The organism is Sphingomonas sp. 37zxx, from assembly GCF_000786205.1.
In the GTDB taxonomy this organism is placed as follows: domain Bacteria; phylum Pseudomonadota; class Alphaproteobacteria; order Sphingomonadales; family Sphingomonadaceae; genus Sphingomonas.
Map to the genome: position 1 here is coordinate 1 of NZ_JROH01000021.1, position 15454 is coordinate 15454.

The 15454-nt window shown below is 64.1% G+C and carries 12 protein-coding genes; 4 read left to right on the forward strand and 8 right to left on the reverse strand.

Features of this window, described 5'->3' with window-relative positions; genetic code table 11:
• Positions 1-130: 130 nt before the first annotated feature.
• From QU44_RS09955 to QU44_RS09975, 5 genes are read right to left on the reverse strand one after another with little or no spacing between them, the layout of a single operon-like run.
• Positions 131-907, reverse strand: coding sequence for a sulfite exporter TauE/SafE family protein (locus tag QU44_RS09955; RefSeq protein WP_443018086.1), 777 nt, complete (start codon positions 905-907; stop codon positions 131-133).
• A gap of 9 nt (positions 908-916) precedes the next feature.
• The gene (locus tag QU44_RS09960; RefSeq protein WP_033921979.1) at positions 917-2608 is read right to left on the reverse strand and encodes a bifunctional protein tyrosine phosphatase family protein/NAD(P)/FAD-dependent oxidoreductase; all 1692 of its coding nucleotides are present in this window, start codon (positions 2606-2608) and stop codon (positions 917-919) included.
• 20 nt (positions 2609-2628) lie between these two features.
• On the reverse strand, positions 2629-3069 hold the full coding sequence (locus tag QU44_RS09965) for a DUF6691 family protein (RefSeq protein WP_052134630.1): 441 nt from the start codon (positions 3067-3069) through the stop codon (positions 2629-2631).
• Positions 3066-3500 carry a YeeE/YedE family protein gene (locus QU44_RS09970; protein WP_033921981.1) on the reverse strand — a complete coding sequence of 145 codons (435 nt, stop codon included), beginning with the start codon at positions 3498-3500 and terminating at the stop codon, positions 3066-3068. The genes QU44_RS09965 and QU44_RS09970 overlap by 4 nt, the downstream gene beginning before the upstream one ends.
• On the reverse strand, positions 3500-4366 hold the full coding sequence (locus QU44_RS09975) for an MBL fold metallo-hydrolase (RefSeq protein ID WP_231621700.1): 867 nt from the start codon (positions 4364-4366) through the stop codon (positions 3500-3502). Before QU44_RS09975 ends, QU44_RS09970 begins: the two co-directional genes overlap by 1 nt.
• Positions 4367-4515: 149 nt before the next feature.
• On the opposite strand from QU44_RS09975, the gene QU44_RS09980 reads away from it, so the two are divergent.
• Positions 4516-5190 carry a peroxiredoxin gene (locus QU44_RS09980; protein WP_052134638.1) on the forward strand — a complete coding sequence of 225 codons (675 nt, stop codon included), beginning with the start codon at positions 4516-4518 and terminating at the stop codon, positions 5188-5190.
• A 3-nt stretch (positions 5191-5193) separates the two neighbouring features.
• Positions 5194-5571: an ArsR/SmtB family transcription factor gene (locus QU44_RS09985; protein WP_033921983.1), complete on the forward strand. Its 378-nt coding sequence runs from the start codon at positions 5194-5196 to the stop codon at positions 5569-5571.
• Between the two features lie 69 nt (positions 5572-5640).
• On the opposite strand, the gene QU44_RS09990 is transcribed toward QU44_RS09985, so the two are convergent.
• The gene (locus QU44_RS09990; RefSeq protein ID WP_033921985.1) at positions 5641-8865 is read right to left on the reverse strand and encodes a glycoside hydrolase family 2 TIM barrel-domain containing protein; all 3225 of its coding nucleotides are present in this window, start codon (positions 8863-8865) and stop codon (positions 5641-5643) included.
• 83 nt (positions 8866-8948) lie between these two features.
• Entirely contained in the window at positions 8949-11741 is a 2793-nt protein-coding gene (locus tag QU44_RS09995; protein ID WP_033921986.1) for a TonB-dependent receptor, read from the reverse strand.
• Positions 11742-11869: 128 nt separating this feature from the next.
• Here QU44_RS09995 and QU44_RS10000 point away from each other — a divergent pair, with 128 nt between their 5' ends.
• Positions 11870-13444: a tryptophan halogenase family protein gene (locus tag QU44_RS10000; RefSeq protein WP_052134640.1), complete on the forward strand. Its 1575-nt coding sequence runs from the start codon at positions 11870-11872 to the stop codon at positions 13442-13444.
• Positions 13441-14160, forward strand: coding sequence for a SapC family protein (locus QU44_RS10005; protein ID WP_033921987.1), 720 nt, complete (start codon positions 13441-13443; stop codon positions 14158-14160). Before QU44_RS10000 ends, QU44_RS10005 begins: the two co-directional genes overlap by 4 nt.
• A 9-nt stretch (positions 14161-14169) precedes the next feature.
• Here the strand turns inward: QU44_RS10005 and QU44_RS10010 are convergent, their stop codons facing one another.
• Complete coding sequence (locus QU44_RS10010; RefSeq protein WP_033922029.1) at positions 14170-15447, reverse strand: DUF2264 domain-containing protein; 1278 nt, start codon at positions 15445-15447, stop codon at positions 14170-14172.
• Positions 15448-15454 lie beyond the last annotated feature (7 nt).

A 15454-nucleotide genomic window follows, 5' to 3' on the forward strand; every position in this document is an offset into this window, starting at 1 on the left:
TGCTTCACTCCCTCTCGTCGCAAAGACGGCGCGAATCACAACATACTGGTATCCCTCAACTACTTTCGGATCGGGGTCTGAGACATGGGTCACGGTAAGTTTGGCCCAACACATTCCGGTGGGTCCGTCCTTACAAAGCAGCCGCGCTTTTCCAGAGCATATAGGCCGCAACGACGAAGATCAGCACCGCGAACACCGTGGTCAAATGCCCGCCGCCCGATAGTTTTCTGGCCGCGATCGCACCTCCCAGCCCGCCGATAATGCCTCCGCCGATAAACACCCCGGCCAATACCCAATCCACCAGCCCCGAAAACGCATAGTTCAGCGCGGTCGTCAGCCCGAACGCGGTCACCGCGACCAGGCTGGTGCCGACGGCGTTGATGATCGGCATGCTGGTCGACGCGACCAGCCCCGGCACGATCAGGAAACCGCCGCCAATGCCGAAGAAACCGGAAAACACGCCGGTCCCCAGGCCATAGCCCAGCACTTTGGGCGCATTGGTGCGATTGCATTGTGCGCCGGGAATGCCGATCGCGTGGCGACCGCGCAGCATCAGCGCGCCGACCACCACCATCACGATCGCAAACAGAAACAGCAGCTTCTGGCCGTCAAACGCCTTCCCCACCGTCGATCCGCCGAACGCGCCCAGCACGCCGGCGGCCGCGTACATCGCGCCGCAGCGCCACTTCACGCTGCCCGCACGGGCGTGGCCGATCAGGCCGGTCGCCGCATTCGCCGCCACCGCCAGCGCCGAGGTGCCGATCGCGACATGCGGATTGGTGACGCCGACCAGATAGACCATCAACGGCACCGCCAGGATCGACCCGCCACCGCCGACCAGGCCCAGCGTGAAGCCGACCAGCGATCCCGAAAGGGCACCCAGCAGATATTGCAGCGGCTCGAGCATCATCATGGCTCAGGCGACCTGTTGCGCGCTGGCGGCGGGCAGCATTTGCGGCGACACCATCCATTCATGCCCCTTCAGCATGCCGTTCCAGTATATCCACGGCAGCGCCTCGGATTTCAGCAGCCAGGGCAATCGCTGCGGCTGCGTTCCGTCGATCAGCCATGTCGGAAAGCTTGGCAGCAGCTTGCCGCCATAGCCGAATTCGGCGAGCACGATCTTGCCGCGCTCGACGGTCAACGGACACGAGCCATAGCCGTCATAGCCCGCGACCGGCGGTTTGCCCGCCAGCATCGCCAACAGGTTTACCGCGACGATCGGGGCTTGTTTGCGCACCGCCGCCGCCGTCTTGGCATTGGGCGTCGATCCGCCGTCGCCCAGCCCGAAGATGTTGGCATAGCGGACATGCTGCATCGTCACCTGGTCGACCTCGACAAAGCCGGCCCGGTCGGCAAGCGGGCTGTCGGCGATGAACGCCGGTGCCTTTTGCGGGGGAGTGACGTGGAGCATGTCGAAACAGCGGGTGACTTCGCCCGCCTTTTCGCGGAACGTCGCGGTCTTGCCCGGCCCATCGACCGCCACCAGCGTCGATTCGAAGTTCAGATCGATGCCATAGCGCTCGACATAGTGCATCAGCGCCGGCACATATTCCTTCACCCCGAACAGCACCGCACCCGCGCTGTGAAACCCGACATAGATATCGTCGAGGACGCCGCGATCGGCCCATGCATCGCACGACAGATACATCGCCTTTTGCGGGGCGCCGGCGCATTTGATCGGCATCGGCGGCTGGGTGAACAGCGCCACGCCTTCGCGCAATTGGCGCACCAATTGCCAGGTATAGGGCGCGGTTTCGTGGCCGAAGTTCGAGGTTACGCCGTTCCGGCCCAGCGTTGCGGGCAGGCCGTCGATCTTTTGCCAATCCAGGCTGATACCCGGCGACACCACCAGCGCGCGATACCGCAAAACTTTGCCCTGCGCCGTCGTCACGCTGTCCTGCTCGGGCTGAAAGCTGGCGACCGCGTCCTTCACCCAGGTCACGCCCTTGGGGATCACCGACGCCATCGAATGGCAGGTCGAATCCAGATCGAACACGCCTGCGCCCACCATCGTCCAGCCGGGCTGGTAATGATGTTCGCCGCGCGGTTCGACGATCGCGATGCGGATCGTCGTATCACGTTTCAGCAGCGATGCGGCGGTCGCTATTCCCCCCGCCCCGCCGCCGACAATGACCACGTCATAGCGATCGGCGGGCGTGACATCGGCACCCACCCCGCCCTGCGGCGCACTTGCCGCCGCGATCCGGGCGCGATGTGCCGACAGGTTATAGCCAGCGGCGCTCGCGGCTTCGAGGATCTGCGCAGTCGGCCGCACTCCTGCCTGCGACAGCGCCCATAAGGTGGTTGAGCGCGTACCGGTGCGGCAAAAGGCCAGCGTATCGCCGTCAGATGCGCGCAACGCTTCGCCAAAGGCACGGATCGAGGCGTCGTCGAACTTGCCGTTGCTGATCGGCAAATGGTGATAGGCGATACCGTTCGCCGCCGCCCGCGCGGCAAGCTCGGTGGAGGTCGGCTGTCCCGGCTCTTCGCCATCGGGGCGGTTGTTGATGATCGATCGCACCCCGCTGGCGGCAGCTTGGTCGATGTCATCGGCAACGATCTGGCTTGCTACCAGCAGATGGTCGACCAGTTTGCGGGGGGTCATCGCGCCTCTCCTTGGGTAATTCAGCGTGCGTCAGCGATTGCCGGCTGGGGCAAGGCATCGATTTTCGTGACGAGGATGAAGCCGGCGATCATCGCCACGATAAACACCATTGCCGCCAGCGGATTGATGGCCAGCGCGGCCAGCGCCGGGCCGGGGCACAAGCCCCCCAATGCCCAGCCGATACCGAACATCGCCGATCCGCCAAGCAGGCGCGGCGTGACCGGATCGGTATCGGGCAAGTGAAACGCCGCCTCTGCGATCGGGGTGGCCATGCGCCGCTGCACCAGCCAGGCCAGCGCCATCGGGATCATCGCACCGCCCATCACGAATGCCAGCGTCGGATCCCATCGACCAAACAGGTCGAGAAAGCCGCGCACCCGCACCGGATCGAGCATGCCCGAAACCGCAAGCCCCGCGCCAAACAACATGCCTGCGATCAGGCTGATCAAGGTTCGATTCACCAGCCGCCTCCCATCCCGTTGACGATCGCCACGGTGGCGAAACCCGTTGCCATGAAGGTGATCGTCGCGACGATCGATCGCTTCGACAGGCGCGACATGCCGCACACGCCATGACCGCTGGTGCAACCCGACCCCAGCCGCGTGCCGATGCCGACGACAAGACCGGCAACCGCCAGCGTCGCCAGGCTCATCGGAAAGCGCGACTCGATCGGCCCGATCAGCAGCGCCACCAGCGCCGCGCCGATCGGCAGCCCGACGACAAAGGCGATCGCCAGCGCCCGGGGCGTGCCGCCGCCAAGCCCGATCGCGCGCGCCGCCATGCCGCTCACCCCGGCGATGCGCCCGGTACCCAGCAGCATGATCGCTGCGGCGGTGCCGATCATCAGCCCGCCGATCAGCCCCTGCAACGGCATGGAATAGGCCGGAAACATCACAGCGCATCCAGCGGGATTTTGAGGTAACGGGTGCCGTTATCCTCTGGCTCGGGCAAATTGCCGCCGCGCATGTTGATCTGGATCGACGGCAGGATCAGCTTGGGCATCGACAGCGTCGCATCACGCCGGGTCCGCATTTCGACGAACTCGTCCTCCCCCACCCCTTCATGCACATGCACATTGGCGGTGCGCTGCTGGCCGATGGTGGTTTCCCAGACATAGCTGTCGCGCCCGGGCGCCTTGTAATCATGGCACAGGAATGTCCGCGTCTCGCGGGGCAATTCCATCAGCCGGCGGATCGATCGAAACAGCTCGCGCGCGTCGCCGCCGGGAAAGTCGGCGCGCGCAGTGCCGTAATCAGGCATGAACAGCGTATCGCCGGTGAACACGGTATCGCCGATGATATAAGCCAGGTCCGCCGGCGTATGCCCCGGCACATGCAGCGCAACCGCGCGGATCGATCCGATCGAAAAGCCGTCGCCGTCATCGAACAATTTGTCGAACTGCGATCCGTCGCGCTGGAACTCGCTGCCTTCGTTGAAGATCTTGCCGAATACATTCTGCACGGTGACGATCTCACGCCCGATCGCCAGCTTGCCCCCCAGATGCTGTTGCAGATAGGGCGCGGCGGACAGGTGATCGGCATGGGCATGGGTTTCGAGCAGCCATTCGACCGTCAGCCCCTCAGTGCGGACATAAGCGATGATCGCGTCGGCGGATTCGCGGTGCGTCCGCCCGGCGGCGGCATCGAAATCCAGCACGCTGTCGATGATCGCCGCCGCCTTGGTGGCGGGGTCATGCACGACATAGCTGGCGGTATTGGTGGGCTCATCGAAAAATGCGCGCACCACGGGCGTCGGCATGCCGCCCGATCGCGTTTCTTCGACCAAATGGCTGGCAAGGGCGAGCGGTTCGTCCCGATCAGTTGTCATCTCGGCTCTCCTCAATGTATCGATTACACGTATCATATAATCGTGTAGCATTATTGCGTCAAGTGCGCTAAACAGCGACAATGCCGATCACTAAAGACGAGAGGTCCGATTTGTCCGCCGAGTCATTACCCGCCTGCTCGCCACTGCGCCTTGGTGAAGCAGCCCCCGATTTCACCGCCCGCTCGACTCGCGGTGTCGTGTCATTGTCGGACTTTCGCGGCCGCTGGCTGGCGCTGTTTTCGCATCCGGCGGATTTCACCCCGGTCTGCACCAGCGAATTCGTCGCGATCGCGCGCGCGCATGATCGCTTTGCCACGCTTGGCTGCGAGCTTATGGCGTTGTCGGTCGACAGCTTGTTTTCGCACCTCGCCTGGATTCGCGCGATCAAGGATCGCTTCGATGTCGTCGTCGATTTCCCCATTATAGAAGACCCGACGCTCGAAATTGCCCGCGCCTATGGCATGGTCGGGCCGAACGCGATGGACGCCAGCGCGGTCCGCACCAGCTATTTCCTCGACCCCGACGGCATCTTGCGCGCGTCGACCTGCTATCCCGCCAGCGTCGGTCGCTCGGTCGATGAAATGCTCCGATTGGTGGCGGCGCTTCAGCGGGTTCACGACGGCAGCGCCCTCGCGCCCGCCGGCTGGATGCCGGGCAGCGATCTGCTGGCGGTGCCCAGCCACGACATCGCCGACGTGCTGGGGGCAGCCGAAGCCTCCGACTGGTTCTACCAGCCTATCAAGGACGCGCGCTGAGCCATGACCGACATTGCAACGCTCGACCTCGAGGCATCAGCCGAACTGCTGCGCGCGCTGGCACATGGCACCCGGCTGGCACTGCTGCGCGCGCTGATCCCGGGGGAACGCTCGGTCGGCGAGATCGATCAGATCACCAATGTCGGCCAGCCGGCCTTGAGCCAGCAACTCGGCATCCTGCGAAAAGCCGAACTGGTGCATACCCGGCGCGAGGCAAAGCTGGTCTTTTACCGGATCAACCAGGATCGGATCGCCGAAGTCAGCGCCTTGCTCGATGCGTTCGCCGGCACCGTCGCCATAGCCCTCGAACAGGCGGCGGTGACCCAGCTACGCAGCGGCAGCGGCGCGGCGATGTTCGCACGGGTTATGCCGCGCGGCTAGGCGGCGCCGTCAGATATTCGCCGCGATCAATAACATGATATATGAAACTGTGCTTGTCGGATGCCATCGCTACTCGGCCTGCGTCGCCACCGCCATTTGCGCGCCCTCACCCGAAAGCCCCTCGCCAGCGAATGGCGTCAGGCGAAACGCGATCCGCGCGGGTTCCAGCTTGGTGCGGTATTTGCCGTGCGGCTGTCCGACCCGGCTCCAGGTAGTGTCGCCGCCGACGCCCCATTGCGCCGCGTCGATGTTGAGCGACACTTGCTCGCGCGGCACGATGCTCGCCGAATTCCAGGTGCCGGGCGCACGGCGATCGAGATCGGTATAGGGAAACGCCAGCGCCTGCATCATCAGCGGCTGTTCGGCGTGGATACGAACCCCGCCATTGCCGCCCGACAGCTCCATCCAACGCACATCGACCTTATTCCCGGTATCCTGCGGTCGCATATAATCATGATGCTGCGCCGCAATCGGCCCGCGCCACCGCCCGATCGGGGCCGAGATCTTGCGATCGACATAGCTTTCATGCGGCCCGCGGCCATACCAGCCGACGGTCTGCATCGTCTGCGGCAGGCTATACGACAGGCCGATGCGCGGCGGCGGCGGCAGATCGCTTTTCAGCGGGGTGAAGTCGCCTGCAACATCGACGCTGCCGTCGGACGCCATGACATAGGTGGTGACGAAGCGCGCGGCCCCTGCCCCCATAGCATGTTCGACGCGGATTTCGGCCTGGCCGCCGGGCAATTGCCGCGCCGTCACCGATCGAACCTGGGTTTCGCGCACCAGTTCGCGCCACGGCGCCGCGGCCTCGTAATTGCCGTTGGCCAGGTCGTTGTCGGTCGGCGCGCGGTGGAAATTGGGCGCGCCGCCGGTGATCAGCGTTCGATCGCCATTGGCATAGCGCTCGATCAATCCGGTGCGGCGGTCGATTGCCAGCGTCGTTTGTCCGGCGCTTGCCCGCACGCGATCGGCGCTGTCGGCAAGCGTCACGCGGCCGGCAGGCAGCGCCGCGCGCATCGGTGCAGCGGCGCTATCCAGCGCGAACTGATCCCACGCGACGACATGCCCCGCCGGCACTAGCGGCACCGCCCCATCCTTGGCCAGCGCGCGCACGGTAACGAAATACTCCGCGCCTCCACGCCGGCGGATCGAGGGCAGCGGTAGCGCGATCGCCTCGGCCCCGCGCGCCGGGGTGGCGAGCGGCGACAGCCGGCCTTGCGCGACGGTCACGCCGTCTTCCTCAACCCGCCAGTCGAAATCGAACCCCGACAGGTCGCGGAAATCATGGCGGTTGCGCACGGTGATCCGCCCGCTGGCCGGATCGAACTGCTCGAACTGGACCGGCGCGTACACTTTCTGCACTTCATAGAAATGCGGATTGGGCGTGCGGTCGGGCTGGATCATGCCGTCGCCATATTCGATGTCGCCGCCGGGATTGGGACCATATTCGCCGCCAGTGCCCCAATAGCGCCGGCCATCCTTGGTATAGCGATACATCGACTGATCGACCCAGTCCCAGATGAAGCCGCCCTGCAATTTGTGCGGATGCGCGTAGATGGTGTCCCAATAATCTTGGAAATTACCCCCCGAATTGCCCTGCATATGGGCATATTCGCATTGGATCATCGGCTGGGTCCGCGTGGGATCCTGTGCCCAGTCGACCATTTTTTCGATGTCGTCATACATCGGCGCATAAATGTCGGCATAAGCATTGGGCTGATGCTCCCAATCGAGCGTCCCCCAGCCCAGATACGAGATCAGCCGCCCCGGATCGCGGCGGCGGATCGCGGCGGCGGCGGCATCGAAATTGGGGCCGATGCCGGCTTCATTGCCCAGTGACCAAAAGATGATCGAGGGATGGTTCTTGTCGCGCTCGACCATGTTGGTGACGCGGTCGACATGCGCATCCTTCCAGGCGGGATCGAAGCCGAGCTGGTATTTGGCGCGGTTGGCCGGGTCGCGATTGCCCGCCTCCATATACATGTGGCTTTCGATATTGGCCTCATCCATCACATACATCCCGATCTCGTCGGTCAGTGCGTAGAGGCGCGGATCATTGGGATAATGCGAGGTGCGCAGCGCGTTGATGTTGGCGCGCTTCATCAGCTCCAGATCGCGGCGCATCGATGCTTCGGACACGACATGGAACGTCTCGGGATCATGTTCATGGCGATTGACCCCGCGAATGGTGATCGGGCGGCCATTGACCTGGACCAGCCCGTCCTTGATCTCGACGGTGCGAAAGCCGATCCGCTGTGCGTTCGCCTCGATCACCGCCCCATCAGCCCCCAGCAGCTCGATCAGCAGCGTGTAGAGATTGGGCGTCTCCGCCGTCCAGGGCCGCACGCCCGCGACGTCGCCGGCAAGCGCGACGGTTCGCCCCTTCCCCGCCGGCACCGCCACCGATTGGGTCAGGATTTCGCGGTCGCCGTCCAGCAGCACGATCCGCGCGGTGCGCGCCGCCGGTGCTTCGTCCAGCGTCACTTCGGTCCGCAACACGCCGTTGCGATTGCCGGCATCCAGCCCCGCCTTGACGAAATGATCGCGAATGCCGGTCTTGGGCTCAGCCTTCAGATACACGTCGCGCTCGATCCCCGAGACGCGCCAGAAATCCTGATCCTCCAGATACGACCCGTCTGACCAGCGATGGATTCGGATCGCCACGCTGTTGCGCCCGGGGCGAAGCGCGCGCGAGACATCGAATTCCGAAGGCAGCTTCGAATCCTCAGCATAGCCGATGTCGACGCCGTTCACCCAGACGCGATAGGCCGATCCCGCCGCGCCGATATGCAGCACGATCCGCTCGCCCGCCCAGGTCGGAGGCACGTCGAAATCGCGGCGGTACGACCCGGTTTCATTGTCGTCATGCGGCACCAGCGGACGGTTCGCAGGAAAGGGGTATACGATGTTGTTGAACTTGGGCTGGCCATAGCCCTCGGCCTGCCACATCGCGGGCACCTTGATCTTTTGCCACGCCGACACGTCGAAATCGGGGCGTTCAAACCCCTCAGGCGCGCCTGCCACCGATTTGCTGAAGTGAAACTGCCATTCGCCGTTGAGATCGACGAAACGGATCGATCTCGCGCGGTCGCCCGCCAGCGCGGCGGCGCGCGTTTCGAACGGGAATCCGGTCGCGCGCGCTGGCAGCTTGCCGCGTGCGTTGATCGCCGGATTTTCCCAATCTGGCCGCGACGCATCGATCTGCTGCGGTGCCACGGCGATCGTGCTTTGGGCGATCGCGGCGGACGACGCCCCCAACAAATCGATCGCGAGGATCGCCAGAAGTCGCTTCATGATTCACCTTTCATAAAAACAGGCCGCGAACGACGACCGGACCGTAACCGATCGATCGTCGTCCGCGCCGGCAGCATGCAATATTAGAACGAGAAGCGAACCCCGGCATCATAACGCGGACCGAAATTCTGGAAGGTCAGCACCTGATTATCGAACCGCCCGGTGGTGATATATTTGGCGTTGAACAAATTAGTCCCCTCGACAAACACTTGCGCGAACGAATTGATGTTCAGCGCCGCGCTGCCGTCGAACTGGCCATAGTTGCGGACGAAGACCGGTTCGTTGCCCGGCCCGCCCGCCAGTGTCTGCAGGAAGCGTTCGCGGCGGTTATACGCAAGCCGCGCCGACACCCCGAACTTTTCATAGAACACCGTCGCGTTCTGTGAATTGCCGATCCCCTCGGCGGCAAAGGACTGGCCGACCTGGTCGACGTCGAACGGACGGTTGGTGTCGACAAAGGTGGCGTTGGCCTGAACGCCCAGGCCGCTCAACACCCCCGGTGCCCAATCGAGCGTATGGACCAGGTTCAGCTCCAGCCCCCTTACCTCCAGCGCTTCGGCATTGCGCGGGCGGCGAACGCTGAACCGCGCCGCGTTCGGCCCGACGATCAGCCCGCCAATCGGCAACCCGCCGGCATTGGCGATGGCGAAATCCTCGAGCGCGAAGCTCTGGATGACGAAATCGTCGATCTTCTTGAAGAACACCGCCGCCGACAACGTGGTCGTGCGCGTCGGATACCATTCGACCGACAGATCGGCATTGTCGGCGCTGTAGGGGCGAAGCGCCGGGTTGCCGCCGCTGGCGGTCAGCGTCGCTGGCCGGAGCGTGCCGATGTCCAGGCTGGGGGCCAGATCGCCGATCGCCGGCCGGGTTAGCGTGCGATAAGCGGCGACACGCATCTGAAGCTGCGGCGTGATGCTCAGCCGGACGTTCGCCGCCGGCAGCAAGTTGCTGTAGTTCGACCGGCGTGTGATCGGGATCGCCTCACGACCATTGGCATAGACGCCGTTGTAGATCGTCGGATCGCCCGTCACCGGCAGCAGATCGGTCAACTGCAATTGCTGGCCCGATGAACTGAGCTGCGTATATTCATACCGCGCCCCGATGTTGACGAACAGCGTCATGCCGCCGATCTCGTTCTCGAAATCGGCATCGACATAGCTGGCATAGACGGTTTCCTTCACCCGCGCGCCCGGCTGCGGCGTGGCGGCATAGCCGTTCGAGGCGGCATAGATCGCCGCCGTCGTTCCCGCCGGCTGGCCGCGCGCCAGATCGAGCGCGGTGGTCGCCGCCGGGCTTGCCAGGAAATCGAGATAGCGCCGGGCATCGAAGGTGAAGAAATTGCGCGGCACATTGTCGCCGCTAAAGGATTTCAGCGAAAACGGGGTCAGCAGCGTCGGATCGGCCAGCGTCGAATATCCGCAATAGACGCAGCCGATATTGGGGTCCGACGTGATCGGCAGATTGTCCTTGTCGCGCATCGTCCGCATCGCGCCGAACCGCACCATCCGCACCAGATCACCGCCCGGCTGCCATTCGTTGTTCCAGCGGAACTCGTTCACCAATTCAGTCACGTCATTGCCGCCGACGACCGCGATATGCGTCCGACCAAGTGCCGGATTGCTGAAGACGGCGGGGCCATAGCCAAAGGTAGAGGGCACGCCGCCGCCCTCGGCTGCGGTCCAGCTATAGGCGCTGGGCGATCCGATCACGGCAAAGAAATTGCGCCCGCCGCCATCGTTCTTGGCGCGCGACCAGCTTGCATCCAGCACCATCCGCAACGAATCGCTGGGCTGCCATTCGGTGTTGAACCCGGCCTGATAGGTCGTGGTTTCGCGCACGCTGCCCGACGCGATGAAATCGGCATTGCCGCTGGTCGTCAGCGCCGTGACCGACCGGTTTTCGTCGATCGTCGCGGTGGCATAGCTCGATGGTTCGAACCAGCTACCCAGCGATCGGGTTTCCTGATCGCTCTTGAAGCGGTTATACAAACCATCGACTGTGAAGGTCAGCGTGTCGTTCGGCGCGAACTGGCCGACGACGGTGGCCCCCAGCCGGGTGCGATCATCGCGGGTGTTGCCGACATCCTGGTTGCGCGGGGCATATACGTTGCGCGCGATCGGCGCACTCGACGGCCCGATCGTGGTGTTGGGAATATAGCCGTCGGTGGTCGTCCGGTCGATCGACGCAATGCGGCGCTGATACGAGATCGACGCAAGTAATCCGAACCGCCCGTCGTCGAACGTGTTGCTGACCAGGCCGAACAATTGCGGCGTTACTTTTTCGCTATTGGCTTCGTACAGCGCCTTGCCCGAAACGATTCCGCGAAACCCCTTCACGTCCAGCGGGCGCGGTGTTTCGACGTTGATGGTCGCGCCGATGCCGCCACCCTGCAACGGAGCCAGCGCGCTTTTATACACCTGGGCGCCGCTGATCAGCTCGGCAGGAATCAGGTCAAAGGAAAAGGCGCGGTTGAAATTGTCCGAGGCAAAGCTGCGCCCGTTGAATAAAACGGTATTAAAAGTCGGGCCAAGCCCGCGCACGGTGACCGACTGGCCTTCGCCGTTGCTACGATCAATCGCGACGCCGGGAATACGCTGCAGCGATTCGGCGACGTTGGCGTCGGGAAACTTGCCCAGATCCTCGGACGAAATCGCATCGAGGATGCCGCTCGCCTCGCGCTTTTGCGCTGCCGATGATTCGATGCTGCCGCGAATGCCGGTGACGATGATGTCGGTGAGCGGATCGGGATCGATCGGCGGCTGCGGCGTGGTGTCCTGAGCATATGCCGACGTGGGTGCCAGCACCAGCAGGCCGGCAAGTGCGGTGGTCGCGAACAACCCACCGCGCAGCGAAACGAGATCGTCAAAGCGCATCTTTCATCCCCTGTCCAAAAGCCCACCCTGTTTCGGGTGTTGAACTTACGGTATGTGAATTATATGATATAAACAACATCCAAATAGCATCGATTGATCGCATTGACGGATAGTTGCTAGGAGCGGACATGGACACGGCATCAAGCGCGACGAACGATGGACTGGTCGAGACCATCGTAGTCGTCGGCGGCGGCACGGCAGGGTGGATCGCCGCCGCACGAATCGCCGCCGCCAATCGTAACCAGGCGAACCGAATCACCGTAAAACTTGTTGAATCGGCAAAGATTGGCACGATCGGCGTCGGCGAAGGCACCTGGCCGACGATGCGAAACACGCTGGCAAAAATCGGCCTCGACGAGGGCGATTTCATCCGGCGCTGCGATGCTGCATTCAAACAGGGCGCGCAATTCGTCGGCTGGACCGACGGCACTCCCGGCGACGCCTATTATCACCCGCTCAACCCGCCGGCCGGTTCGACCGAAATCGATCTTTCGAGCCACTGGAATGATACCCAGGCATCAGACGCGAACCGTGATTTCGCGCATTGGGCCGATTATCAGGCCGGGCTGTGCGATGCTGGGCTGGCCCCAAAATCGATCACCACGCCGCAATATGCGGGCCATGCCAATTACGCCTATCACCTCGACGCCGGAAAATTCGCCACGGTATTGCGCGAACATGCGGTCGATCGGCTTGGCGTCGACCATATCGAAGGCGATGTGGCGCGGGTGCTGGTCGCCGATGATGGCGATATTGACGGAGTCGAGCTGTCCGATGGCCGGATCGTGCGCGGCGATTTGTTCGTCGATTGCACCGGTTTTGCCGCGCTGCTGATCGGCGGGGTCTATGAAATTCCCTTTCGCCGCTGCAACGACGTGCTGTTTGCCGATCGCGCGATCGCGATGCAGGTGCCGCATGCCACTCCCGACGATCCGATCGCCTGCCACACCATCGCCACCGCGCAGGATTCGGGGTGGGTATGGGATATCGGCCTGTGGACCCGGCGCGGCGTCGGCTATGTCTACAGCAGCGCGCATGTCGACGACGAAACCGCCGAACGCACCCTGCGCCGCTATGTCGGTGCCGCCGCCGAACCGCTCGCCACGCGCAAGATCAATATCGACGCAGGCCATCGCGAACGCTTCTGGGAGCGCAATTGCGTCGCGATCGGCTTGTCGGCTGGCTTTGTCGAACCGCTCGAGGCATCGGCGCTGATGCTGGTCGAGGCGTCGACCGACGCGATCGCCGACCGCATCCCGCGCACACGCGCCGCGATGGACATGGCCGCGCGCCAGTTCAACGCGACCTTCCAGCATCACTGGGTGCGAATCATCGAGTTTCTGAAACTCCATTATGCGCTGACCAAGCGCACCGACACCGATTTCTGGCGCGACCACACCGCGCCCTCCTCGCTGCCCGATTCGCTTCGCGAACGGCTTGCCTTCTGGCGCGATCACCCCCCCGCGCCCGGCGACTTCGCCCATGCGCGCGAGGTGTTTTCCTGGCCCAGCTACCAATATGTGATGCACGGCATGCGCTTCGAAACCAGCTATCCACAGATCGACGCCGCAGCCCCGGCAGCGGCCACCGCCGCGAAATGGTTGCGCCGATCGGACAAGATGGGGGCCGAGCTTGGTCGGCAACTCCCGCGGCATCGCGAGCTGCTGCGCGCGATCCGCGAACATGGCCTGCCAACGATATGACCGCGATCCGCCCGCTCGACCGGACACGCCATGCCGGTTTGTGCGTCCAGCCATTGCGCGGCGCGGCGGCGCGGCGGCTGGCACAGGTCGGCATCTCTGAAATCGCGCTTGCTGCCGCCGATACGCCTCTGTGCCTGGCCAAGGACGCGCATACCGGGCGGTTCAACCTGATCGCGTTGATGGGGCTGGTCGAACCGGGCAATTTGTTCAGCCATGACGGCGCGATCGGCGCAACCTATGTCCCCCGTGCCGCGATGCTGACCGGCTTCCGCCTCGACCCTGCCGGTGAAGCGGGACTGGCCGTCGATGAAGACGATCCCTCGCTCGGGCCACAAGGCGAAGCGCTGTTCGACGCCACCGGCACGACCGCATTGGCCGATCGCCTTCGCGCCGAGCTGGATCATATCATCGCCGACGTCGCCGCCGCGCAGGCGCTGATCGACACCTATGCCCGATTGCGCCTGATCTGTCGGCTCCGCCTGAACCTGCGCTTCGACGACAACCGAGTCCATGCGATCGAGGGGCTGTACAGCCTGGCCGGGTCGGCGCTGGCCACGCTCGACGACGCCAGCATCGTGGCGATGCACCGCGCCGGCCAGCTTGCCCCGGCAGCGATCATCACCGCGTCGCTGTCGCAGATCGAACGGCTGCGCCAACTGCATAACGCCCGGCACGACCGCATCCGCGCGATCGACATCACGATCGACGAGGATTGACGCCCCCGCTCAATAATCGACGTAATAATCCTTGCGGAAATCCTGCCCCGAATAGGCGCGGCGCATCGTCCATTCCTGCCCCGTCACCGTCCAGAACGGATCGCTGGCGGGCAGCCCCAGCGCCAACAGGCTTTCGGATGCGATATACATGCTGCCGGCGTTCGAATACCAATCGCCCAGCGAAGGCTGGTGCCGGGTAAAGCCGATCGTCAGAAACCCATCGGCATCGAAGTTCGACGGATCGGCGAATATCCGCCGCTGCGCGGCCACCGTCGCCGCGCGCACCTGCCCCTCGGGCAGGGTCGCTGGCAATTGCTTGCGCCACGCCAGCATCGCCAGCGGCTGATGTGCCGCGGTCCGATAGGTCAGCGATCGCCCGATCGCGGCAAATGCACCGTCGGGGCCGATCATCCGCTCCAGATGCTCGGCATATCGCTGCATCCGCTTGAGCTGCACCGCCAGCCGCTCCTCGGGCTTCAGGCTGTTGAACCCCGCCTTGCGATCGACCAGCACGCCCAGAATCTGCGTCAGCATCGGGTGGATGACGTAGCTGTTGTAATAGTCGTAATGGAAATCGACGCCATCGGCATACCAGCCATCGCCGACATACCATTCGCCGAACTTGCGCAGCGCCAGGTCGATCCGCACCGGATCCCATTGCGCCCCCACCGCCAGCAGGAACGCCTCGTTCATCGCCGCGAACAACAGCCAGTTGCTATAGGGCGGCGACACCCGGCGAAGCCCCTGGATCACCGCGATGATCCGCTGCTTGGTCGGTGCGTCGAGCGGCTCCCACAAGGTTTTGGGCGCCCGCAGCAGCGCGCTGGTGAAATAGGCCGAATCGACCAGTGCCTGGCCATGGCCGTCCCATGCCAGCCGGTCGGCCCCGCCGGGCATCACCGATTGGGCATAGCTCTCCAGCGCCTGGTCGCGCAGCCGCGCGCGCAGCCGGCTTTCGGCATCGCCGCTATCGGCCAGCGCCAGCCACGGCGTGATCCCGTCGATCAACCGGCCGAAACCCTCGAGATAGGCGACCTCGATCCCGCGCTTGTCCCACGTCGCGCTCACCTCGGGCTTCCATTCGGCGCGCAGCCGCCCGCGCGCCATTCGCCCCAGCACCGGCGTCGCCATCCGCTCGAGAATGTCGAGCATGAACGCCCGGTCGGCAGCGCCGCTGGGCAGACGTGCCGCCGCCCCACCCTGGCGCTGTGGTGTCGCCCCCGCCAGCGGCACCCCGCCTGCCGCTGCACCCACCGTCATCGCAGCCAGAAAATCACGCCGTTCCATCACTCAT

Excerpts from the sequence above, each read along its gene's own strand:
- QU44_RS09955 (WP_443018086.1), bottom strand. The coding sequence starts at position 907 with ATGCTCGAGCCGCTGCAATATCTGCTGGGTGCCCTTTCGGGATCGCTG.
- QU44_RS09960 (WP_033921979.1), bottom strand. The coding sequence starts at position 2,608 with ATGACCCCCCGCAAACTGGTCGACCATCTGCTGGTAGCAAGCCAGATC.
- QU44_RS09970 (WP_033921981.1), bottom strand. The coding sequence starts at position 3,500 with ATGTTTCCGGCCTATTCCATGCCGTTGCAGGGGCTGATCGGCGGGCTG.
- QU44_RS09975 (WP_231621700.1), bottom strand. The coding sequence starts at position 4,366 with ATGCCGACGCCCGTGGTGCGCGCATTTTTCGATGAGCCCACCAATACC.
- QU44_RS09980 (WP_052134638.1), top strand. The coding sequence starts at position 4,516 with ATGCCGATCACTAAAGACGAGAGGTCCGATTTGTCCGCCGAGTCATTA.
- QU44_RS09985 (WP_033921983.1), top strand. The coding sequence starts at position 5,194 with ATGACCGACATTGCAACGCTCGACCTCGAGGCATCAGCCGAACTGCTG.
- QU44_RS09990 (WP_033921985.1), bottom strand. The coding sequence starts at position 8,865 with ATGAAGCGACTTCTGGCGATCCTCGCGATCGATTTGTTGGGGGCGTCG.
- QU44_RS09995 (WP_033921986.1), bottom strand. The coding sequence starts at position 11,741 with ATGCGCTTTGACGATCTCGTTTCGCTGCGCGGTGGGTTGTTCGCGACC.
- QU44_RS10000 (WP_052134640.1), top strand. The coding sequence starts at position 11,870 with ATGGACACGGCATCAAGCGCGACGAACGATGGACTGGTCGAGACCATC.
- QU44_RS10005 (WP_033921987.1), top strand. The coding sequence starts at position 13,441 with ATGACCGCGATCCGCCCGCTCGACCGGACACGCCATGCCGGTTTGTGC.
- QU44_RS10010 (WP_033922029.1), bottom strand. The coding sequence starts at position 15,447 with ATGGAACGGCGTGATTTTCTGGCTGCGATGACGGTGGGTGCAGCGGCA.